Here is a 21,740-nt window from a genome sequence, read left to right on the forward strand (position 1 = left end):
AAAATTGTATTATGTGGACATTATACTTCCTTAATGTTTTTGAAATATATATTTTTCTTTGAAAATACGCTTACTTCTTTGAAAAATTTTTTGGGAGTAATACCAGTTTGATTTTTGAACATTCTATTAAAAGAGGCCTGATCATAAAAACCTTCATCAAAAGCAATATCAGAGAGTTTAAAATTTTTATTTTGAGTTTTAAGAGTTTCTAAAATATTTCTAAACCGAATATTATTTCTTAACACTGTAGGTGAGCATCTACAATGTGTGATAAATAATCGATACATTTTTTTGTAACTACAGTTTAATTCTTTTGCTATTTCTTTAATATTAAGTTTTTCTTCTTCCAATAAATTCAAGGCTTGTATAACTAGATCTAATTCTTTTTTCTCGTTTAATTTAGAATGTAAATAACTTTCCACTACTTTAATTTTTTCATGAACCGATAATTCAAAAAAGTTAGTTTCTTGCTCTAAAAAATCAGCAAATTCATCTATATGAAAAAAAGGAGAATTTGTAAAATCAGCAGTAGTAAATTGAGATAATCCAAAGGGTTTAAAGATAATTACAAACTCTCTAACTTTACCTTCAGATTTTACAAGAAGAGGTTTTGTATACTTATTTAATGCAGTAAAACTATTTGGAAAAGTGCTGTTTTTTTTAATATGAATACAATCTGAAGCATAGTTTACATCTGCCTGTTCAAAAATACAAATGACATTATTACTCGACGGAAATGCGTAATAATTTTCATTATCTAATTCCAGCTCGTAGTAAAAACAAATATATTTAGAAAGCCCGCTAACCTTACTTGGAGTTATGGTTTTAATATCCATCATATACTAAGGCAACTTACTATATTTTTTTGATATTGATAAATTTTCCTTAAAATAGTTTTTTGACTAATAGCTACTTACTTTATTCATAATACTTTTCTTATTTTTGTCGCTATTAAATTTTAAACATGTCTAAGAAAACTATAGCTATACTTACCGTAATTCTAGCAATACTGATTGATCAAATTAGTAAGATTTACATAAAAACTCACTTTTCTTTAGGAGAAGAAATTAAGGTGTTAGGCTTAGACTGGTTTAGAATTCATTTTACTGAGAATAACGGAATGGCTTGGGGATTTGAGTTCGGAGGAAAAGCAGGAAAGTTATTTTTAACGTTATTTCGATTAGTTGCTGTTTCTGGAATTATTTATTGGTTGGTACAAACTATAAAAAGTAAAATTCATAACGGGGTTGTTATAGCTATTTCTTTAATTCTTGCTGGTGCTATTGGTAATATTATTGATTCTGTTTTCTACGGAGTTATTTTTAGTGCATCTACTCATAGAGGTCCTGTAGCAACAATGTTTCCAGATGAAGGTTATGCAGAGATGTTTTTCGGAAAAGTAGTAGATATGTTATACTTTCCAATATATCAAGGCGAAAGTTTTACTTTTTTCAATGCTATTTTTAATGGAGCAGATAGTTGGATTACCATTGGTGTAATTTTATTATTCATTTATAATAAGCACGCTTTTCCTAAGACTAAAAAGGAATAGATGAAATGGTATTTAAAGCTTCAAATAAAAATGTTTAACCGACATTTAAATGATTTTGGAGTTCTACCATTGTTAGCTTATCCCATATTATTTATCGTATTTATTTTAAGTTCTAATTTTATCTTCTATACTTTAGAAGGTTATGGTGCTTATGGTTATTTATTGTTATCAATATCTGTGTTGATTAAGTTGAGTGAGAAAAAACGAAATGATTTTTTAAAACTTAATTTCACCAAAAAAGGATACTATAAGCTAAGAATTATAGAAAATTTAGTGATCTGCATACCATTTGTTTTATACTTAGTTTATCAAAGAGAATATCTATTTATATTATATGTTTTTTGTGCAGCATTAGTCTTAAGTAAACTAAAAGCAAATCTTTCTTCTAATTTCGTTATTCCTACACCATTTGGAAAAAGACCTTTTGAATTTTCTGTAGGTTTTAGAACCACTTTTTATATGTTTCCAATAGTATATTGGTTAACTTATAAATCAATTGAAGTAGGTAATTTTAATCTTGGAATTTTTTCTTTACTATTATTGTTTGTAACACTAACCACATATTATTCTAAAATGGAAAACGAATTTTATGTGTGGTCATTCAAGTATTCTGCGGAAGAATTTCTTTTTAAAAAAATAAAAATAGGTGTGCTATATGCTAGTATCTTAAGTTTACCTATTTCTATATTTTTAGCTTTCTTTTTCAGTCATTACATACTTATTATAATCGTTTTTAATCTACTTTGTTTTTTATATTACATTCAGGCTATTATAGCCAAATATTGTGATTTTCCTAAAAAAATGAATTTACCAAGCTCAATGATATTTGCAGCGAGTTTAGCTTTGCCGCCTTTTGTACTTTTTACATTTGGCTATTTTTACAAGAAATCTATTCAAAAATTAAAATCCATTTTACATGATAAGCATTAAAAATCTATCAAAAAAATATGGAAGAAACTCAGTGTTAAATAATATTAATATTGATTTTGAAGAAGGTAAAGCATATGGTATCGTAGGTGAAAATGGAGCAGGAAAGACTACTTTTTTTAACTGTTTGTCGGGAATAGAAAATTATAATGGAAACATTATTTCAATATCAAATTTAAAAGACACAATTGGTTTTTTACAAACTGAATTTTATTTTTTTCCTAAGATTACCGGAAGAGAATACATTCAATTGTTATTAAACGCTAGAGAAGTAAGTGTAAAGGATATAGATAAACGTAATATTTTCGATTTGCCATTAGATAAATATGCGGTGAATTACTCTACAGGAATGAAAAAGAAATTGGCTCTAACGGCAATTCTATTACAAGAAAATAAAGTGTTTATTTTCGATGAACCTTTTAATGGAGTAGATATACAGAGTAATATTGTCATCACGGAAATTATTCATCAATTAAAAAAGCTGAATAAATTAGTAATTATTTCATCTCATATTTTTTCAACTTTAGCGACAACTTGCGATGAAATTCATGTATTAGAAAAAGGAAGTTTTGTGAAAAAAGTAATGAAAGAAGATTTCACTGAATTAGAAGATGAAATGAAAGCTAAAACTCTTCTTAATACAATAGATAAACTAGGTTTAAAATAAAAAAGAGACCACTTTTCGTAATCTCTTTTTCTAATTTTATGTTTGAGAACTCTATTCTAAAGCTCCTAAATAACGTTCAGCATCTAATGCAGCCATACAACCTGTACCAGCAGCAGTAACCGCTTGTCTGTATTCTTTATCTTGAACATCACCAGCAGCAAAAACTCCAGGAATATTCGTTTTAGTTGTTTTACCGTTAGTAATTAAATAACCAGTTTCGTCCATATCTAAAACACCTTTAAATAATTGTGTATTTGGCGTATGTCCGATAGCAATAAATACTCCTGTTACAGAAATATCTGTTTTATCACCAGTCTGATTGTTTACAGCTCTAACACCTTCAACAACATTATCTCCTAAAACTTCATCAATTTCAGTATTAAATAATACTTCAATATTTTCAGTTTTATTTACTCTATGTTGCATGGCTTTAGAAGCACGCATATAATCTTTACGAACTAACATAGTAACTTTACTACAAATGTTAGCTAGGTAAGTAGCTTCTTCAGCAGCAGTATCTCCAGCTCCAACAACTACAACATCTTGCCCTTTATAAAAGAAACCATCACAAGTAGCACAAGCAGAAACTCCACCACCAATTAAACGTTGTTCGCTTTCTAAACCAAGATATTTAGCAGTTGCACCTGTAGATATAATTACAGTTTCAGCTTCTAATTCAGTAGCTTCATCAACCACAACTTTATGAATACCTCCTTCTTCAGTAGAGAAATCAACTTTGGTAACCATACCAAAACGAACCTCTGTACCAAAACGTTCAGCTTGATTTTTTAAATCTTCCATCATAGCAGTACCGTCTGTACCATTTGGGTAACCTGGAAAATTATCAACTTCTGTGGTCGTTGTTAATTGACCACCCATTTGCATACCTGTATACATTACAGGTTTCATATCAGCTCTTGCAGCATAAATTGCAGCAGTATATCCTGCAGGCCCAGAACCGATTATTAAACATTTTATTCTTTCTACAGTATTTGACATTGGGTATTTTTTATAGAACTACAAATGTAATTTTTTTTTTATTTGCGTTTGAGCAATATACATATATTTCTACTATTAGACGATAATTAAAACTAATCTTACATTAGTTTTTTGTTTAAAAGGTTAGTAGTGTTAGAAAAAATTTATATATTTGTCGCCCGTAAAACGGGGTGTAGCGTAGCCCGGTCATCGCGCCTGCTTTGGGAGCAGGAGGTCGCAGGTTCGAATCCTGCCACCCCGACTAAAAAAGTCTTTCTAATTTTAGAAAGACTTTTTTATTTTAATAGCACTCTAAGTTCAATCTAGCACCTAGTTCTATTCTTAAGACTAAAGTGAACTAAGGAAAGTTTCTAAAAAACTAATTACACTTTAAAGTTACTTTTTGAATTTTTCTGGACGTGTATGAAGTTAAATACAGATCACCATTCGCGAAAATAAAATCTTGAAAGTTGTCTGGAGTATTGGCCAGAATAGTTGACATATTACCAGATACTTGATCTACTTTTAAGATTTCTTTTGAACCATAATCAAGTAAATACAGATCGTTTCCTATAAAGTTGATTTCTCTTGGAAGATTTATTCCGGTAGCAATATCTGTAAGTTGAGGTGAATTTTCTGTAACATTAATTTTTGAAATTTGCCCACCAGAAAATGCATTAGGTCTTAATATCATAAAAAGATCATCTCCTTTGAAAACAATATTAATAGGAGCTAATGTAGGTTCAATTACTACTTCTTTTTTTATTTCTGAGCTAGTAACATCTATTTTGTAAATTGTGCTTTGATCTGAATTAGTACTATTACCTAAATCAGCAACATATAAATTGTTTCCTTTAAAAGCTAGGTCAGTTGGTTTTAAAAATTTGGCGATACTTTCTGCTTTAGGAGAATCAGCAGTTACATCTATTTTATAAATATTTCCAAGGCTGTTACCATTTCTACTTTCTGATGCATAAAGGATATTATCTTTAAACACAAGAGCCGATATAAGTGGAACTTCAAATAGAGTTGCCGATTTTGGTATTAATACAACTTCTTTTATTGTTGGTGAAGCTTCAGTAATATCTATTTTAGAGATCCTATTAAATGATCGTATTGATTCTGAAAAATATAGCTCATTTCCTTTCAATACTGGATTCATAGGTCCTTCTAAACCAACTAAATAATCTTGAATACTTTTTACAGCTCCAATTGTTAAGTTTTCAATATTTAATGTGGTACATTTTTTTTCAAGTGTACAAGTTCCCTCTTCTACAATTGGTTTTAGACATATTTCATAAGTTCCATTTTTAGTGAAAGTATGTGAAAGTGTAGCAGTATCTGCTATTGAATTATCAATTCGTTTATTATCAATATACCATTCATATTGTAGGTTAGAGAAACTATCAGAATTGAATTCGTATGTTGTTTCACAAGTTGTAGTAGTTTTATTATTGATAACAATTTTAATTTTATCTAATTCACTACAATCAGGTGTTGAATTACTAAGTTCCTCATCGTTAGAACAAGAAAATAGTGTAGAAAGTAATGTCGTAATTAGTAAAGTTTTTCTCATAATATCATATTTAAGTGTTTAACTATACTATTACAATTCAGTTCAGTAAAGCCCTATAAAATTTATATGATTTTATTATCAAAGACTCTATTTTTTGTTGGTAAAAACACAACTTCAAGAAATCAAAAAACTTTTGTACACTATTGCTATATTTTATTTTTTGGGAAAATAAAAGAAAACAGAAAATTATAGTATTTGGTTTAGCTTACTATTTGTCATTTGTTTACTACTAGTGTTAAAAAATCGGGAAAAAATGAGGGGAATTTATCTTTTGATTGTTACATCAGTGTAATAATTAAGATAAAATTATGAGATTAAACCAATTATTTATTTCGTTAGGATTATTCTTAATCCTTTTTTCATGTAATGAAGACGAATCGAAAATAGTAGTACAAAGTAATGCAAAAGAAGTAACAAAATTTGTAGTAAATGGTGTTCAAGGTACAATAGATGTTAATACAAATAAGATTTCTGTTTCAGTTACAACTACAGATGTAACTAACCTTGTGCCAACAATTGAAATATCGGACAAAGCAACTATAAATCCGAAATCTGGTGTTGCACAAGACTTTTCTAATCCTGTATCTTATACAGTAACAGCAGAAGATGGAAGTACTAAAATTTATAGTGTTTCAGTAACCGGTCAATCTGTTTCCAATGCTAAGGAAATTACAAAGTTTGTTGTGGATGGTGTTCAAGGTACTGTAGATAGAAATGCGAATAAGGTTTCTGTCTTAGTGACAGTTACAGATGTTACTAATCTTATACCAACCATAGAAGTCTCAGATAAAGCGACGATAAATCCGAAATCTGGCATTGCACAAGATTTTTCTAATCCAGTATCTTATGTAGTAACAGCAGAAGATGGAAGTACCAAAACCTTTAGTGTTTCTGTAACTATTCAAGCAAATACAAATATTTCCTCTTTCACTCACAATGGTAAAACTTATGAAATTGTTCAAGAAGCAAAATCTTGGAAAGATGCAGCTGCTTTTGCAGTTACAAGAGGAGGTTTTTTAGCTGAAATTAATGATCAACAAGAACAGGATGCTATTTTTCAGGCATTGAATAACGCTAACATTACACCAAATAATACAGTTGCTCCAGATGGAGGAGGAGGTTCTTATGTTTGGTTAGGAGGAAATGATATTGGAACTGGAGGAAACTGGGTTTGGAATGGAAATAATCAAGGTACAGGAACACCTTTTTGGTCAGGTGCTACAACTGGTAATGTAGTGAATAACTCTTATGTGAACTGGGGAAGACCAACAAATGGAGCTCCAAATCCAAATGGACCTTTTAATGAACCAGATAATTTTAATGGTGCACAAGATGCTTTAGGACTTTCACTTAATGGCTGGCCTTTAGGATTTGCTGGACAGTGGAACGATGTTGATGAGACTAATAGATTATTCTTTGTTATAGAGCTTAACTAAACAATCAAAAATAATATAAGGTTTGGTGTTATAACCAAACCTTTTTTTGAAGTAGCTAGCATGTGTATTTTTAATTTAAAATTCTACTCTAAAAACTACATTAGGAGTAAAACCCAAAGAAACAGTTTCTTCGTTTGCAAGAGCATCATTGAAACCATCATTGGTAAGAAAAAAACGTCTTTGTAGTTGGTTCTTTCTATTGTAAATATTGAGAAAAGAAACTCCTAGCTTTCCCTTCCAACGCTTACTTTTAGAAAAATTGAATTTGTAGGTTGCAGAAAAATCTAAACGATGATAACGTGTTAATCGTTCCCCGTTAATTTCATTTACAACAAAATCTTGAAAACCATTATCGTTAGTTTCTACAACTTGTGTAAAAGGAATTCCTGTTCTGTAATTCCAACCTAAAGCAAAATTAAATTGTCCAATACGATAACTATGAGACCAAAAAAAACTATGTCGAATATCATTGTCATCTGGGAATGCTTGACCATTATTAGCAAGGGGAAATGTAAAGTCTGTTTCTCCTAAATTATAACTCATCCAAGTGGTGTAATTACCAAAATTCTTTTTTAATAATGAGGTAATTCCTTTCGAACTACTTTCTCCATTTAGTATAATACTAGAATTTGAAGTTACTCCTCTTGAAAGTGAAGTTAACCCATCTACATTTTTATAATATGCATTAAGATCTAACAGCCAACCATTGTTTTTAAAAACAAAGCCAGTAGAAATCTGATCTGCTTTTAAAATCGGAATTTCTTCTTTGTTAGAAAGACTCCAAACTTTATTTTCTAAACCGAAATCACTAGTGGAGAATTCTATTAATTGGCTAATATTCTGGTATTTTCTTTCATAAGAAATATTAAACCAAGTATGGTCAACTAATTTCGTTTGTAAGAATAATCGAGGAGCAAAAGTGAATTTTTTTTCAATAGAAAAATAGCTGCTTCTTACTCCTAAATTCACATTAAAATCTTTGTTCTTTTTAAATTGATATTCAGAAAATATAGCAATAGTATTATTCGTGTTTTCTTCTTCTGTTCTGTAATCATTAACAGGAAAAAGAGAAAATGTTCTACCTAAAACAAAACTTACTTTGTTTCTAATATATTCAACGCCAAAACCTAGCTGATGTTTTTCATTAAAAGATGTATTTAATGAAGATTTTAAACTAAATTCCCTAATTTCATTCTTTTTAATGGAAGATTCAGTATACGGAATTCCAACTGTTTGTTCTCCGTTAAAAGTGTAGTCTAAGTTGTATTTAGAATAATATAAGGTTGTGTTTTGCTTCAAGTTATCGTCCCAAATCCTATCCCAAGAACCACTAACACCAAAGTTTTGAACAGACAGATCATCATTTTGTATGAAACTTCTATTTTCATTACCAAATCTGTAATCTAATTTATTATTAACGTATATATGACTGATTGAAACACGATCTTGTTCTCCTAAGTTAGCAAGAAGTTTAACATGTAAATCATCAAAAAAGAAGATGTTGTCTTTTTCAAAAAAGTTTTCAGTATCGTTGAGTTCATTAGTGGCTATAATTGAATTTTGAAAAACACGATCAGAGATTCTTTGAAATGTAATACTATTAAAAGCATCAGTTAAAGATCTTCTACCAGCAACATGAATGGCCGTGTTTTTACTCAACGGAAATTTCAAAAAAGCATCAGCATGAGTTAAGTTTGTTCCAAATCCACCAGAAATTATAGAATCTATTTTAGAGTTAGTTTCTATATCAATTACCCCAGCAATGTGATTTCCAAATTTCGCATTTACACCACTGGTTTGAATGTTTACTTTATCAATTATATAAGGATTGAAAGCGGAAATCATTCCGAAAAAATGTGCAGGATTATAAACTCGAATTCCATCAAAAAGGACAAGATTATGGTCTGGAGTTCCGCCTCTGATATGTAAACCAGAAGTTGTTTCGTTCGGACTTTGGATGTCTGGTAATAACTGTAAACTTTGAAGTACATCAGGTTCTGTTAATCCAGGTAAAATTCCTCTCTTCTGAGGAGAAATTTCTATAGTTCCATTATTACTTTTTGTAATTCCATCTGTTAAATAGCTTGTAATCAGGATTTCATTTAATTCAGAAGAATGCTCTTCAATAGTGTAGTGCCTGCATTTGGTGTTCTTTTGTTGAGGTATAATTACTCGTTTTGATTGGTATCCTAATAAAGAAATAACCAAGGTATCTGTTTTTCGATGTCCAGATAACTCAAAATATCCTTTTTCATTAGTAACAGTTCCTACAGAATTATCTACTAGGTAAACTTCTGCTCCAAAAATAGGTTGATTAGAATAGGTGTCTTTCACATAACCGCAAATAAATGAATTACTATCCTTCTCTAAAATAAGAATATATCTATCAGAAACTTTTTTGAAGATTAAATCGGTTTGATCTGCTAGTTTAACAAGTAATTCTTTAAAAGAAAGTTGTAAAAGTTTTGTATTAACTTTTTTGTCTTTAATAACATCATCTGCATACGAGAATTTAACTTTATGTTTTTTCTCTAAGCCTATCAAAATATTTTTAAGGTAGTTATTGTCTCTATCTTTTTGAGAAAAAAGGAGATTCGAAATAAAAATAAAAGCAAGAAAAGTGTACTTTTTTTTAAGCGTCATTAATGTTTAACGAGTAAAATGGTGCTTTTATTTGTAAACTCAGTTTTAATTTTTAATGGGGTAAAAACAGTTTCTAAAGCTATTTTTAAATCTTTATGAGTAAATGCACCAGTGTAAAGATAGTTTAAATTTATGTCTTCAGTTGCGTTTATTTCTACATTATATTGATCGGTAATCGCTCTTATCACGTATTTTAAAGGTACACTATTAAATGTGCTTTCTCCATTCTGCCAACTAGGGTTGGTTGCTTTAAATTCCCACTCTTTACTTGTGTCTTTTGTAATTCTAAATGCCTTTCCTTTAGTAAGAAATACATCTTTTTCGTTTATGGTTACTTTTACTTTTCCTTCATAACAGTTTACTTCTAAAAGATCATCTTCAATATTTACATTAAATTGAGTTCCTAAAACAGTTACTTTCCCTAAACTAGTTTCTACAGTAAATGTTTTTCCTTTGTTTACTTTGAAAAAAGCTTCTCCTTTTAAATTGATTGTTCTATCTGTCGACCATTTGTTTTCTTTAAAAGAAATAGAAGACTTAGCATTTAATATTACCTCAGAATCGTCTGGTAAATTAACAGCTAATTTTTCTCCGAAACTAGTATTGTATACAGTTGCAGAATTTTTAAAATAGAAAACACTAAATAAAATTAATACAGATGCAGCTGCTAGAATAGTAAGTTTTGAGTATAAAGAAACTACTTTTGGTTTTTTAGTATCTTCAATTTCTTCCTTTACTTTTGATAAAAGTTTTTGTTTATCATAAGGTGGAGCAGCTAATTTTTCTGATTTAAAAACAATCTTTTCATATAATGGAAAATCAGGATGCTTTTTAAACGCTTCTAATTCTTCAGCATTTAATTCACCATTCATCCACTTGGCTAAAAAAGTTTCATCTTTATTGATTTCCATATTTGAGTTTTTAGGATGTTTGTTTCTTAAAAACAGTTTATTAATAATTTACCCTAACTATATTACATCTATTTTTTCTCTGAGCTTTTTTAAAGCTGCAGAAATTCTTTTTTCAACTGCTTTTACAGATATTCCTAACATTTCTGCAATTTCAGAATATTTTTTCTTGTCAATTCTATTTAATAAAAAAACCTCGCGTTGTTTTTCAGATAATTCACTTATTGCATTTTGAAGTTTTACCATAAATTCTTTCTCTTCTAAAAGAAATTCAGGTGTTTCATAAGTGTATTTTTTTTCTTGAGTTTTTTGATGTTTTAAAACTACTTTTTTGTGAGCTACATGGTTTAAAAATAAATTTGTAGCTACAGTAAATAAATACGATTTAGCTTTAGTTATAAGAACTTTAGCACAATTTTTCCAAAGTCGAACATAGCTTTCTTGAACGAAATCTTCCGCTAAATCTACATCACCACATTTATAAAACATATAATTTCTAAGACTTTCAGAATGTGTGTCGAACACTTCCTCAAAAACTTTGGGTTTACATATTGAATTTTCTTGCTCCATTTAGAGCAAACATAAAAAAAAATTAATCAAAAAAGGTAGGGTAGATTTTTAGATGCCTGTTTCTTATTCAAATCAGGCATGAATTATTAATTAATAAATGATAAGAGTATGAAAAATTTTAAACAAGTGTTCAAGTTTTTATTTTTAGTAGCATTTACATTAAGTATAGTTACAAGTTGTAGTGATGATGAAGTAATAATTCCAGCTGATACTGTCTTACCAGATACGACCAATCCAACTGGAGATGGTAATCAAGGAGGAACAAGTGATCAAGGAGAAATCACATTATATAAAGTCAATGGTAATAAGATAAACAAAATTCAAGATTATAAAGTTGCAGGTGAAGATTTAGCTTATCAGAAAGATATCGCAAAACATAACCAGATTTGGGATTTAGTTTTAAAAATTGTTCCGCTAAATCAGTTAAAAAAGGTAGGAGAATTTGTTATTTACAATGGAACTCCAACAGGTAGCGCAGGTTTTGTAGTTCAAATAAAAGAAGATTTATCAAGCTGGAAAATGGGAATTGCAATTAACTATGCTTACGAAGGAGGTTTTAACAATAGAGGAGAATTAGCTTACACCATTATTCATGAATTCGGACATGTATTAACGTTAAACAATACACAATTAGACTCAAGTCAGACTAATTGTGGAACATATAATCCAGGTGAAGGATGTGCAAAATCTAATGCATACATAAATGAGTTATATCAAAAGTATTGGGCAGATATTTGGACAGCTTACGAAAAGGCGAATAATGAAGGAGAAGAAGCTTTAAATAATTTTTACCAAGCAAACAGAGATCGATTTGTAACTAATTATGCAGCGACTAATCCAGCAGAAGACATAGCTGAAGTTTTTGCTACTTATGTTACCAAAAGAGATATTGCTGCAGGGAATACAATAGCAGAAAAGAAAATGCTATTAATGAATAATAGAAAAGAAATTGTAGACTTTAGAAATCATATTCGTAAAAACTTAAACCTTAGAGGTAGAGGAGCAGATAGTTTTATTTTACCTGAGCCAGGAAAGTGGAAAGAAGCAAATAGAATTGGAAAATCTTGTAGACGTCACAAGCATTAAAATATCCCTCTTAGCGCCAAAACACTTGTTCAGATTTTTCATGTTGAATCGTTTTGGCGCATTTAAAAATTAGAAATCATGAAACAGTTATATATCGTCATAATCCTTTTGATAGTGAGTTGTTCAACAACAAAGAATTTTTCAGAAGATAAAATCCATTATAGAAAAACAGCATGTTTAGGGAAATGTCCTGTTTTTGATTTATATGTATACGATAATGGAAAAGTAATTTTTAACGGTGTAAATAATACAAAAATCAAAGGAGAAGCAACATATCATATTTCCGCACAACAGGTGAAATTATTAAAAGGAGAATTATCGAAACTATCTTCTGTAGTTGATTCTGAAAGTAAAAAAGGAAGAGATTTACCTAAAACAATCGTTAATTTCGATAATAAGACTTTAGCTTTCAAAGGGAATAAAAACTTAATCGTATTTAATAATCTACTAAAGCAGCTAGATCTTTTACATTAGGCTACTACTTTAGTTGTATTGGTTCTTAAAATCACCTTTTTAAAAAGGTGATTTTTCTTTTTTTAATATAGTTCGTTTTTTGTTTATCCAAAGAAGTTTCCAAATGGGTTATTTGTAGCCATGAATGATGATAAGAATTTCTTTTTTTATGATTTAGGTAGAATTCTAAACTAGAAATTACACTAGCCTTACGACTACAATAATTTAAAATTTAATAGTTTTTTTATTTTTGTTTACTTTTTTTGTATGTTTGTTAAACAAAACGATTGGTATAAGAAAAAATAATTAAGATATTATTTAAATCAATCAAAAAATATATGTATATGTCAAAGATATGTATACATTTGTTGCCCCAAGTTTCTTGATTTAAGATTGTAACACCTTTTTTGAAAGAATTTTTCATCAAATGCGACTAAATTTTGAGACGATCAATTTGAGCAAACTATAGTAGTTTGACATAAATATTTATAATTATTGAATAGTTATGACATTAATAGAAAAAGCATTAGAGTTTGAGAACCGAAAATTTAAATTCGTAACTACCAGCGATAGAATTTTAGCTTCTAGAGAAGTTAAAGCTTTGATTTTAGAAATAAATGAAGAGTATAAAAAAAGTAAAGATGGTGAGCTAATGGATTTAATGAAAAGGTTAACCGTTGTTAAGCAAAGAATTGAAAAAAGGCTTAAAGGGAAACCTCTAACTGCATAGTAAACAAATTTATAAGGGCTGTTATTTTATATTAACAGCCTTTTTTATACCAAAAACTTAAGTTTTAATATGAAAATATATCGTCTTCAAAAAAAACAAAACTTACCGATAACTGTTGAGAAAGCTTGGGAATTTTTATCGGATCCGAAAAATTTAAAAGAGATTACACCCGATTATATGGGATTTAATATTCTCTCTGGTGCAGATAGACCAATGTATTCTGGTCAAATTATTCAGTACATCGTTACACCTATCTTAGGAATTAAAACCAAATGGGTTACAGAAATTACTCATGTACGACATCAAAAATATTTTGTAGATGAGCAACGTTTTGGCCCTTATGCACTGTGGCATCACAAACACTTTATTAAAGAAATAGACGGAGGAATTGAAATGGAAGATATTATTGATTATAAAATTCCATTAGGTATTTTAGGTCAAATGGTTCATCCGTTTTTAGTAAAACCAAAACTAGAAGAGATTTTTAGTTATCGTCAAACAAAATTAATAGAGCTTTTTGGAGAATACAATGGATAAAATTTCAATTTTTTGGTTCAGAAGAGATTTACGAATTGATGATAACCACGGATTATTAGAAGCACTTCAAAGTGGAAGAAAAATTCTACCAATATTTATTTTTGATAAAAATATTTTAGATAAACTTCCTAAGAAAGATGCCAGATTAGAGTTTATCCATTCAAGATTATCATTATTACATAAAACTTTTCAAGAAAAAGGGGGGAACTTGTCTACTTTTTATAGTACACCTATAGAAGCTTTTGAAACGCTTACTGAAAAGTTTGCTATAGAAAATGTATATACCAACAAAGATTATGAACCTTATGCGCTAGATAGAGATCATAATATTGAAGAGTTTTTATTTTCAAAAGGAATCGGATTTAAATCTTTCAAAGATCATGTAATTTTTGAAGAAAAAGAAGTGGTTAAAGACGATGGAAATCCATATAAAGTTTACACACCTTATTCTAAAAAGTGGTTAGCTAAATTCAAAACAATCCCTCTGAATTTGTTTCCTTCAGAAGAACACTTAGATCAAATATTTACTTCAGAAAGTAAGGGTATTCATTCAATGTCTGAATTAGGTTTTGAACCTTCGGGAATAAAAATCCCAGATTATGATGTGAGTCAACAAATTATAGATGAATACGAAGCCAAACGAAATTTTCCAGCTGTAAAAGGAACATCAAAGTTAGGTTTGCATTTACGATTCGGAAGTTACTCTACAAGAAAAGCAGTTCAAGAAGCTAACAAAAGTGAGAATATTACTTTTTTAAAAGAATTAATTTGGCGTGAATTTTTTATTCAAATTCTTTGGCATTATCCGCATACAGTAAAAGATTCTTTTAAACCACAATACGACAGGATAGAATGGCGAAATAATGAAGAAGACTTTAAACGCTGGTGTGAAGGTAAAACAGGATATCCATTAGTAGATGCAGGGATGCGAGAATTAAACAAAACTGGCTTCATGCACAATAGAGTTCGTATGTTGGTTGGAAGTTTTTTATGCAAGCATTTACTAATTGATTGGAGATGGGGAGAAGCTTATTTTGCTGAAAAATTATTAGATTTTGAATTGTCTAGTAATGTAGGAAACTGGCAATGGGTTGCAGGTTGTGGTGTAGATGCGGCTCCGTATTTTAGAATTTTTAACCCAACTACTCAAATTAAGAAGTTTGATAAAGAATTAAAATATATTAAAAAGTGGGTTCCAGAATTTCAGGAACTTACTTATGCAAAAGAAATGGTTGATCATAAGTTTGCAAGGGAACGCTGTTTAACAACATATAAAAATGCGTTAAATGCTGATTCTTAACAAGTAATTAATCATCTATGTGTGGCTTTTTATTAAATTTAAGGAATTAACAAGTAAATTAAATTATTATGACCACACAAGAAGTTGCAAACCAATGGGCACAAATGTGCAGAGAAGGAAAGAATTTAGATTGTATTACAGAATTGTACGCAGATAATGTTGTAAGTAAGGAAATGCCTGGTGTTCCATACGGAGAAATTGTTTCGGGAAAACAAGAAGTTTTTGAAAAGAGTAAACAATGGTTAGAAAACGTAGTAGAATTTCATGCTTCAGAAATTTCTGATCCTGTTGTTGCAGATAATCATTTTACTTCAAAGATGGCTTTCGATGTTACCTTTAAAGACAGAGGAAGACAACAAATGGAAGAAGTTTGTGTATTTGAAGTAAAAGATGGTAAAATAACAAATGAACAGTTTTTTTACACGATGTAACCAACACTGTTTTAACAAAATATCAGCCTCGATTTTATCGGGGCTTTTTTATATTTGTCGAACTAATTTCGGGATGTAGCTTAGTCCGGTTAAAGTGCTGGTCTGGGGGACCAGAGATCGGAGGTTCGAATCCTCTCATCCCGACTTTAATTTTATTTCTTCTTCTTCTAAATATTTAGTAATTTTCTATCCACAAATATTGAATTGTTATGCGTTTTCTTAGGTATGTAGCTGTTTTTTTTATAGGTTTTTTGGTTGCTAAGTTTTGGTACGATAAAGAAGAAGAGAAACATCAAACAGAAGAAATTAAAGTTATGGTAAATCAGATTGAAAACCTGAGTAAACTAGTTGTTTCTCAAGGAACGTATTCTGAAATGTATAGCTTTTCTGATACTAAAAAATACTTTTTTGATTATGTCCATTTTCAAAAGAAAGCTATGTTGTCTGTGAATGCAAAGGTCGAAGTGGGCTACGATTTATCGAAGTTGGATATTCAGATTGATAGTGTAGCAAAGCAAATTATTATAAATAAAATTCCAGAAGAAGAGATTACCATTTCGCCAGATATTAAATATTTTGATTTACAACAAAGTAAGTTCAATACGTTTTCTAAAGAAGAATTAAATAAATTAAGTGATAAAGCCACAAAAATGATAGAAGAAACCATAGAGTTTACTTCACAGAAGAAAGAAGCAAAAGCACGTTTATTTGAAGAGTTATCTAAAATTTATCAATTGTCAAAAATATACGACTGGGCAGTAGTAGATAATACTAATACCTTTAAAGAAATTCCGTTATTAGATTAAGTTTATTTTGGTAGTTTATTACTTAGTAAACCATAAATAAAAGTACCAATTAAGCTCCCTAATAGAACAATAAGTATAGAAACTACTCCATTTCCTAATAGTGTGAAAATAGGAGCAGGACAAGCTCCTGCTAAAGCCCAGCCTAAACCAAAAATAGTTCCGCCAATTAAAGCTCTTTTGTATTCTTTAGGTTTCTGTTTAACTAAAATTTTATTGCCTAAATAATCTTTAACTATTCCTTTTTTAAAAAGATACATAAAACACATAGAAAATAGCACTGCTGTTCCAATTATTCCATACATATGAAAGGATTGAAACTTGAACATTTCAAACATTCGATACCAAGAAACAGCTTCAGATTTTGTTAAAATAATACCGAATAGAATTCCAATTAGTAAAAAACGTAAGTATTTCATTTTAAGAGAATAAAAGTGGGAAAATTAACCAAACCATTACTAAACCTCCAATAAAAAAGCCGATTACAGCTATTAAAGAAGGTAATTGTAAGCTACTTAGACCTGTTATTGCATGACCAGAAGTACAACCTCCAGCATAACGAGTTCCAAAGCCAATGCAAATTCCAGCAATTAATAATATCAAAATTCCCTTTAGTGTGAATACATTTTTTAAGTCAAATAACTCATCTGGAACTAATGTGTTACCAGCATTAGCAAAACCTAATTCATTTAGCTCAGTTATTGTTTTCGGATTTAAATCAATTGGCACTTGATTAGAAAGATAATTACTAGCTATAAATCCTCCAATGATCAGACCGATTAAAAAGACCAAAGCCCAATCTCTTTCTTTCCAGTCTTTTTTAAAGTAGTCAGAGAATTTGTTTGCTCCGCTAATAGTGCACAGCGTTTCTAAGTTTGTTGAAACACCAAAGTTTTTTCCAAAGTAAAAAAACAGGAATAAAACAATGGCAATTAAAAAACCAGATGCATACCAAGGCCATGGTTCTAATAAGTAATTCATGATGGGATATTTTTTTCAATATAGTTGAGTATTTTTTGAGTAGCACCAACATTATGTTGAATGTAATTCTGATTGATATTACCCATTTTAACTCTCAGGTTAATGTCTTTTTTTAGGATAGTAAAGATATTAGAAAAATCGCTAGTATTTAATATAGTTTTAGCACCTCCAATTGCAATTAAATCTAATGCTTCTTGAAATTTTTGATGTTTATTTCCACCAAAAATAATAGGAATGCCAAATGTAGCAGGTTCTAAAATATTATGTAAACCGGTTGCCAAACCACCTCCAACATAAGCGGCATTAGCGTAAGAATATATTTTCGCAAGTAGTCCAATATTATCAATAATAAGAACTTTGTATTCTGAAAGATTAACATTGTTTCTTTCAGAATACAAGATTGTTTTTTCTAAGATACTATTCCTCAATTCTTCAATCTTACTTTTATCAATATTATGTGGAGCAATAATGAACTTTTCATCTTTCTTAGCCTGATTATTTATGTAGTTTACGATGCATTCATCATCTTCTTTCCATGTACTTCCAGCTACAACTGTGTATGTGTTATTTTTAAATAATTCTATAGTTTCAATAGTATTATCTTGATTTAGAATTTCAGAAACACGATCGAATCTTGTATCACCAGAAACATCTACATTTTTTAGATTAATGTCATTTAATAATTCTTTAGAGATTTCATTTTGAACAAAAAAGAAAGAAAAAGTATGCAAAAACTTACGCATCCATTGTCCGTAAGACTTAAAAAACAGTTGCTCTTTTCTAAATATTCCAGAAACTAAAATGGTTGTAGTATTAGACTTTTTTAGTTCATTCAATAAATTAGGCCAGAATTCATATTTGACAATAATAGCTAAATCAGGATGCACTAATTTTATAAAACGTTTTACATTTCTTTTGGTATCGAAAGGTAAATAGCAAACAACATCTGCTAGATGATAATTTTTTCTGATTTCATATCCTGAAGGAGAGAAGAAAGTAACTACAATTTTATGATTGGGATATTTAATTTTCAGTTTTTCAATGATAGGTCTTGCTTGTTCAAATTCGCCTAAAGAAGCAGCATGAATCCAGAAAACACGATCATTAGAGTTAATTGAAGCCAATTTTTTAAAAGTCTCTTTACGTCCATTAACAAACAGTTTAAGTTTTTTATTAAACAGATTTAGACACTGTATAATAAAGTAGGCGACATGAATGAGAATGTTATAAAGAAAATTCATGTTCCAAAAATATAAAAAGGCTAATTATAATTAGCCTTTAAAAGTATCAAATATGTTTTGTTTTTTAGTTATCTATTGCTTTTAACAATAAGGAACATTTAGCAATATAACCATAGTCAGAACTCTTACTATTTTTTGCCGCTTTTAAACATTTCTGAGCTCCCGTTTTAGCGATATCTTTTTGATTCAGTTTTAAAGCTAATTCAGATTTATAATACGTATACCAAAAAGCCTGAGGTCTTAATTTTTCTGCTTTTGTAAACCAGATTAAAGCTTGCTTTAAATCTTTGTTTTTTTGATAATAATATTGAGCAGCATCGAAATATGTTTGTGCTTTAATTTCTCCTTTTTCATTTGTTATTTTAGTAGCAATTTGTTCTTCAATAATACGATCTGAATTTACTAGAACAGGGATTTTGATGATCGTATTCTCCCAAGCAATAACCATACTAGCTCCATTAATCGTAAAGTTTTCAAAGTATATAGAGAATGTTTCTCGTAATTCTTTAGAGTTAGTTACTGGTATTTTAAAACGAATAATATCATTTTCTTTGTTGTATCCAGAGCTACCCCATAAATTACTTTTCTTATTGAAACTAATAGTCCATTCTTTTTCTTCAGGAATAGAATATAAACCATAAGTTCCAGCAGGAAGATTTAAACCAGCAACATTAATTTCTTTATCTGTTGTAAATTTTGTTGAAGCATTAGCGCCAGTTCTCCAAATTCTATTATACGGAATTAAAGAACCAAAAATTGTTCTTCCTTTCACACTTGGTTGACCATATTGTAAATCAATAGTTGCTAAACCAACTTTTTGTTTAGTTGTAATAGTAGGACTTAAACTAGGTTGTATGATTTGAGAGATTAATGATATACAACTTAATAAAGTTATGAATAAGCTTATTTTAGTTTTCATAAGGTTAGTTTGTTTATACAATGAAGTAGACGAGAAAACTAAAAATAATTACAAATAGGCGTAAATAAAAAAGACTACCTTGTTTAGGCAGTCTTTTTTGAATTTATTTAATTTCGAAATCTTCCATGAATTTCGTAGTGTAATTACCAGCTACATAATCTGGATGATCCATTAATTGTCTGTGGAAAGGAATTGTAGTTTTAATTCCTTCGATGATATACTCATCTAAAGCACGCTTCATTTTATTAATTGCTTCTTCACGAGTTTGTGCAGTTACAATTAATTTAGCGATCATAGAATCGTAGTTTGGTGGAATTGTATATCCAGCATATGCATGCGTATCAATACGAACTCCATGTCCACCTGGCTCGTGGTAAGAAGTAATCTTTCCAGGAGAAGGTCTAAAGTTCTTGTGAGGGTCTTCTGCATTAATTCTACATTCGATCGAGTGTAACTGTGGAGTATAATTTTTACCAGAAATTGGCACTCCAGCAGCAACTAATATTTGCTCACGAATTAAATCGTAATCAACAACCTCTTCAGTAATTGGATGCTCTACTTGAATACGAGTATTCATCTCCATAAAGTAGAAGTTACGGTGCTTATCTACTAAGAATTCAACAGTACCAGCTCCTTCATATTTAATATATTCAGCAGCTTTCACAGCAGCTTCTCCCATGGCATCTCTTAATTCATCAGTCATGAACGGAGATGGAGTTTCCTCAGTTAATTTTTGGTGACGACGTTGTACAGAACAATCTCTTTCAGATAAATGACAAGCCTTACCAAATGAATCACCAACAATTTGAATTTCAATATGTCTTGGCTCTTCAATTAACTTTTCCATGTACATTCCGTCGTTTCCGAAAGAAGCTTTTGCTTCCATACGAGCAGAATCCCAAGCTGGTTTTAAATCTTCTTTGTTCCAAACAGCACGCATCCCTTTTCCACCACCACCAGCGGTAGCTTTTAACATTACCGGGAATCCCATATCAACAGCGATCTTTTCTGCTTCTTCATAAGATTCTAAAATTCCTTCAGAACCAGGAATACAAGGTACACCAGCAGCAATCATTGTTGCTTTAGCTGTTGCTTTATCTCCCATTTTAGAGATCATTTCTTCAGAAGCACCAATAAATTTAATATCATGCTCTTCACAAAGTTTAGAGAACTTCGCATTTTCAGAAAGGAATCCATAACCTGGGTGTATTGCATCTGCGTTGGTAATTTCAGCAGCAGCAATAATTCTATCCATTTTTAAGTAAGATTCATTACTTGGTGCAGGACCAATACAAACTGCTTCATCAGCAAATCTTACATGTAAACTTTCAGCGTCGGCCTTAGAGTAAACAGCTACTGTTTTTATACCCATTTCTTTACAGGTACGAATTACACGAAGTGCAATTTCACCTCTATTGGCAATTAATATTTTTTTAAACATAATTGTAATAGTTAATTAATAGCTCAATCGATTAAGCCATATGATAAATTAAGATGGGTCAACTAAGAATAATGGTTGATCGAATTCAACAGGAGTTGAATCATCTACTAATACTTTTACGATTTTACCTGAAATTTCAGATTCAATTTCGTTGAAAAGTTTCATTGCCTCAATGATACATACTGTATCTCCAGCTTTGATTTCATCTCCAACTTCAACAAACACAGGTTTGTCTGGAGATGGTTTACGGTATAAAGTACCAATGATTGGAGATTTTATAGTAACGTATTTAGAATCGTCATCTGTTTTAGCAGGAGCAGCTGGAGTAGCAGCTTCTACTACTGGTTGTGCTACAGGTGCAGCGGCAACAACTTGAGGCGCAGCGGCAATAGGTGCAGCAGCTTGAATAATTTTTGTTTCTGGTGCATCTGATCCAGTCTTAATGGTAATTTTTACATCATCCATTTCTAGCTTTACCTCGCTAGCGCCAGATTTTGCTACGAACTTAATAAGATTTTGAATTTCTTTAATGTCCATTGTCTATAATTTTAGTTGATTGTG

General features: G+C 30.1%; 23 protein-coding genes and 2 tRNA genes. 13 read left to right on the forward strand and 12 right to left on the reverse strand.

The features are described from left to right. Positions 1–20: 20 nt before the first annotated feature. The gene (locus AQ1685_RS02210) at positions 21–839 is read right to left on the reverse strand and encodes a helix-turn-helix domain-containing protein (protein ID WP_095069104.1); all 819 of its coding nucleotides are present in this window, start codon (positions 837–839) and stop codon (positions 21–23) included. Between the two features lie 125 nt (positions 840–964). Between AQ1685_RS02210 and AQ1685_RS02215 the strand changes: the two genes are divergently transcribed. From AQ1685_RS02215 to AQ1685_RS02225, 3 genes are read left to right on the forward strand one after another with little or no spacing between them, the layout of a single operon-like run. Next, positions 965–1,552, forward strand: a complete 588-nt coding sequence (locus AQ1685_RS02215; RefSeq protein WP_095069105.1) for a lipoprotein signal peptidase — start codon at positions 965–967, stop codon at positions 1,550–1,552. Then, entirely contained in the window at positions 1,553–2,482 is a 930-nt protein-coding gene (locus AQ1685_RS02220) for an ABC transporter permease (protein WP_095069106.1), read from the forward strand. It abuts the gene before it with no gap. Then, entirely contained in the window at positions 2,469–3,146 is a 678-nt protein-coding gene (locus AQ1685_RS02225; RefSeq protein WP_095069107.1) for an ABC transporter ATP-binding protein, read from the forward strand. The genes AQ1685_RS02220 and AQ1685_RS02225 overlap by 14 nt, the downstream gene beginning before the upstream one ends. A gap of 51 nt (positions 3,147–3,197) precedes the next feature. On the opposite strand, the gene trxB is transcribed toward AQ1685_RS02225, so the two are convergent. After that, positions 3,198–4,145 carry a thioredoxin-disulfide reductase gene (gene trxB, locus AQ1685_RS02230; RefSeq protein ID WP_095069108.1) on the reverse strand — a complete coding sequence of 316 codons (948 nt, stop codon included), beginning with the start codon at positions 4,143–4,145 and terminating at the stop codon, positions 3,198–3,200. Between the two features lie 166 nt (positions 4,146–4,311). Here trxB and AQ1685_RS02235 point away from each other — a divergent pair. Then, positions 4,312–4,386 (forward strand) — tRNA-Pro (locus AQ1685_RS02235). 117 nt (positions 4,387–4,503) lie between these two features. On the opposite strand, the gene AQ1685_RS02240 is transcribed toward AQ1685_RS02235, so the two are convergent. After that, the gene (locus AQ1685_RS02240) at positions 4,504–5,700 is read right to left on the reverse strand and encodes a hypothetical protein (RefSeq protein WP_095069109.1); all 1,197 of its coding nucleotides are present in this window, start codon (positions 5,698–5,700) and stop codon (positions 4,504–4,506) included. A 308-nt stretch (positions 5,701–6,008) separates the two neighbouring features. On the opposite strand from AQ1685_RS02240, the gene AQ1685_RS20435 reads away from it, so the two are divergent. Beyond that, complete coding sequence (locus AQ1685_RS20435) at positions 6,009–7,136, forward strand: DUF5018 domain-containing protein (RefSeq protein WP_095069110.1); 1,128 nt, start codon at positions 6,009–6,011, stop codon at positions 7,134–7,136. Positions 7,137–7,211: 75 nt separating this feature from the next. Here the strand turns inward: AQ1685_RS20435 and AQ1685_RS02250 are convergent, their stop codons facing one another. The 3 genes from AQ1685_RS02250 to AQ1685_RS02260 are packed head-to-tail and all read right to left on the reverse strand — an operon-like array spanning position 7,212 to position 11,257. Then, positions 7,212–9,779 (reverse strand): TonB-dependent receptor, encoded by a 2,568-nt coding sequence (locus AQ1685_RS02250; protein WP_095069111.1) that lies wholly within the window; start codon positions 9,777–9,779, stop codon positions 7,212–7,214. Next, the gene (locus AQ1685_RS02255; protein ID WP_095069112.1) at positions 9,779–10,690 is read right to left on the reverse strand and encodes a FecR family protein; all 912 of its coding nucleotides are present in this window, start codon (positions 10,688–10,690) and stop codon (positions 9,779–9,781) included. Before AQ1685_RS02255 ends, AQ1685_RS02250 begins: the two co-directional genes overlap by 1 nt. A 57-nt stretch (positions 10,691–10,747) precedes the next feature. After that, positions 10,748–11,257, reverse strand: a complete 510-nt coding sequence (locus AQ1685_RS02260; protein WP_095069113.1) for an RNA polymerase sigma factor — start codon at positions 11,255–11,257, stop codon at positions 10,748–10,750. A gap of 108 nt (positions 11,258–11,365) precedes the next feature. On the opposite strand from AQ1685_RS02260, the gene AQ1685_RS02265 reads away from it, so the two are divergent. From AQ1685_RS02265 to AQ1685_RS02300, 8 genes are all read left to right on the forward strand, one after another. Further along, a complete protein-coding gene (locus AQ1685_RS02265) occupies positions 11,366–12,343 on the forward strand; it encodes a putative zinc-binding metallopeptidase (protein WP_095069114.1) in 978 nt (325 codons plus the stop codon). Positions 12,344–12,421: 78 nt separating this feature from the next. Then, positions 12,422–12,817: a DUF6438 domain-containing protein gene (locus tag AQ1685_RS02270; protein WP_157730054.1), complete on the forward strand. Its 396-nt coding sequence runs from the start codon at positions 12,422–12,424 to the stop codon at positions 12,815–12,817. Positions 12,818–13,301: 484 nt separating this feature from the next. Further along, positions 13,302–13,526, forward strand: coding sequence for a hypothetical protein (locus AQ1685_RS02275; protein ID WP_095069116.1), 225 nt, complete (start codon positions 13,302–13,304; stop codon positions 13,524–13,526). Between the two features lie 69 nt (positions 13,527–13,595). Next, a complete protein-coding gene (locus AQ1685_RS02280) occupies positions 13,596–14,063 on the forward strand; it encodes an SRPBCC family protein (RefSeq protein WP_095069117.1) in 468 nt (155 codons plus the stop codon). After that, the gene (locus AQ1685_RS02285; RefSeq protein ID WP_095069118.1) at positions 14,056–15,363 is read left to right on the forward strand and encodes a cryptochrome/photolyase family protein; all 1,308 of its coding nucleotides are present in this window, start codon (positions 14,056–14,058) and stop codon (positions 15,361–15,363) included. The genes AQ1685_RS02280 and AQ1685_RS02285 overlap by 8 nt, the downstream gene beginning before the upstream one ends. A 68-nt stretch (positions 15,364–15,431) precedes the next feature. Continuing rightward, positions 15,432–15,794: a nuclear transport factor 2 family protein gene (locus AQ1685_RS02290; protein WP_095069119.1), complete on the forward strand. Its 363-nt coding sequence runs from the start codon at positions 15,432–15,434 to the stop codon at positions 15,792–15,794. A 69-nt stretch (positions 15,795–15,863) separates the two neighbouring features. Next, a tRNA-Pro gene (locus AQ1685_RS02295) sits at positions 15,864–15,938 on the forward strand. Between the two features lie 65 nt (positions 15,939–16,003). Beyond that, positions 16,004–16,600 carry a DUF4230 domain-containing protein gene (locus AQ1685_RS02300; RefSeq protein WP_095069120.1) on the forward strand — a complete coding sequence of 199 codons (597 nt, stop codon included), beginning with the start codon at positions 16,004–16,006 and terminating at the stop codon, positions 16,598–16,600. A gap of 2 nt (positions 16,601–16,602) precedes the next feature. Here AQ1685_RS02300 and AQ1685_RS02305 read toward each other — a convergent pair whose 3' ends face one another. The 6 genes from AQ1685_RS02305 to accB form a co-directional block, all read right to left on the reverse strand. Next, positions 16,603–17,016, reverse strand: a complete 414-nt coding sequence (locus AQ1685_RS02305; protein ID WP_095069121.1) for a DUF6691 family protein — start codon at positions 17,014–17,016, stop codon at positions 16,603–16,605. 1 nt (position 17,017) lies between these two features. Further along, positions 17,018–17,578 (reverse strand): YeeE/YedE family protein, encoded by a 561-nt coding sequence (locus AQ1685_RS02310; RefSeq protein ID WP_095069122.1) that lies wholly within the window; start codon positions 17,576–17,578, stop codon positions 17,018–17,020. Then, a complete protein-coding gene (locus AQ1685_RS02315; protein ID WP_095069123.1) occupies positions 17,575–18,819 on the reverse strand; it encodes a 3-deoxy-D-manno-octulosonic acid transferase in 1,245 nt (414 codons plus the stop codon). Before AQ1685_RS02315 ends, AQ1685_RS02310 begins: the two co-directional genes overlap by 4 nt. A 64-nt stretch (positions 18,820–18,883) precedes the next feature. Beyond that, complete coding sequence (locus AQ1685_RS02320; RefSeq protein ID WP_095069124.1) at positions 18,884–19,738, reverse strand: DUF2911 domain-containing protein; 855 nt, start codon at positions 19,736–19,738, stop codon at positions 18,884–18,886. Between the two features lie 103 nt (positions 19,739–19,841). Continuing rightward, the gene (accC, locus tag AQ1685_RS02325; RefSeq protein WP_095069125.1) at positions 19,842–21,179 is read right to left on the reverse strand and encodes an acetyl-CoA carboxylase biotin carboxylase subunit; all 1,338 of its coding nucleotides are present in this window, start codon (positions 21,177–21,179) and stop codon (positions 19,842–19,844) included. Positions 21,180–21,227: 48 nt separating this feature from the next. Continuing rightward, the gene (gene accB / locus AQ1685_RS02330; protein ID WP_095069126.1) at positions 21,228–21,716 is read right to left on the reverse strand and encodes an acetyl-CoA carboxylase biotin carboxyl carrier protein; all 489 of its coding nucleotides are present in this window, start codon (positions 21,714–21,716) and stop codon (positions 21,228–21,230) included. Between the last annotated feature and the right edge of the window lie 24 nt (positions 21,717–21,740).

Origin of the sequence: Tenacibaculum jejuense (genome assembly GCF_900198195.1) — a bacterium.
Lineage (GTDB): Bacteria > Bacteroidota > Bacteroidia > Flavobacteriales > Flavobacteriaceae > Polaribacter > Polaribacter jejuensis.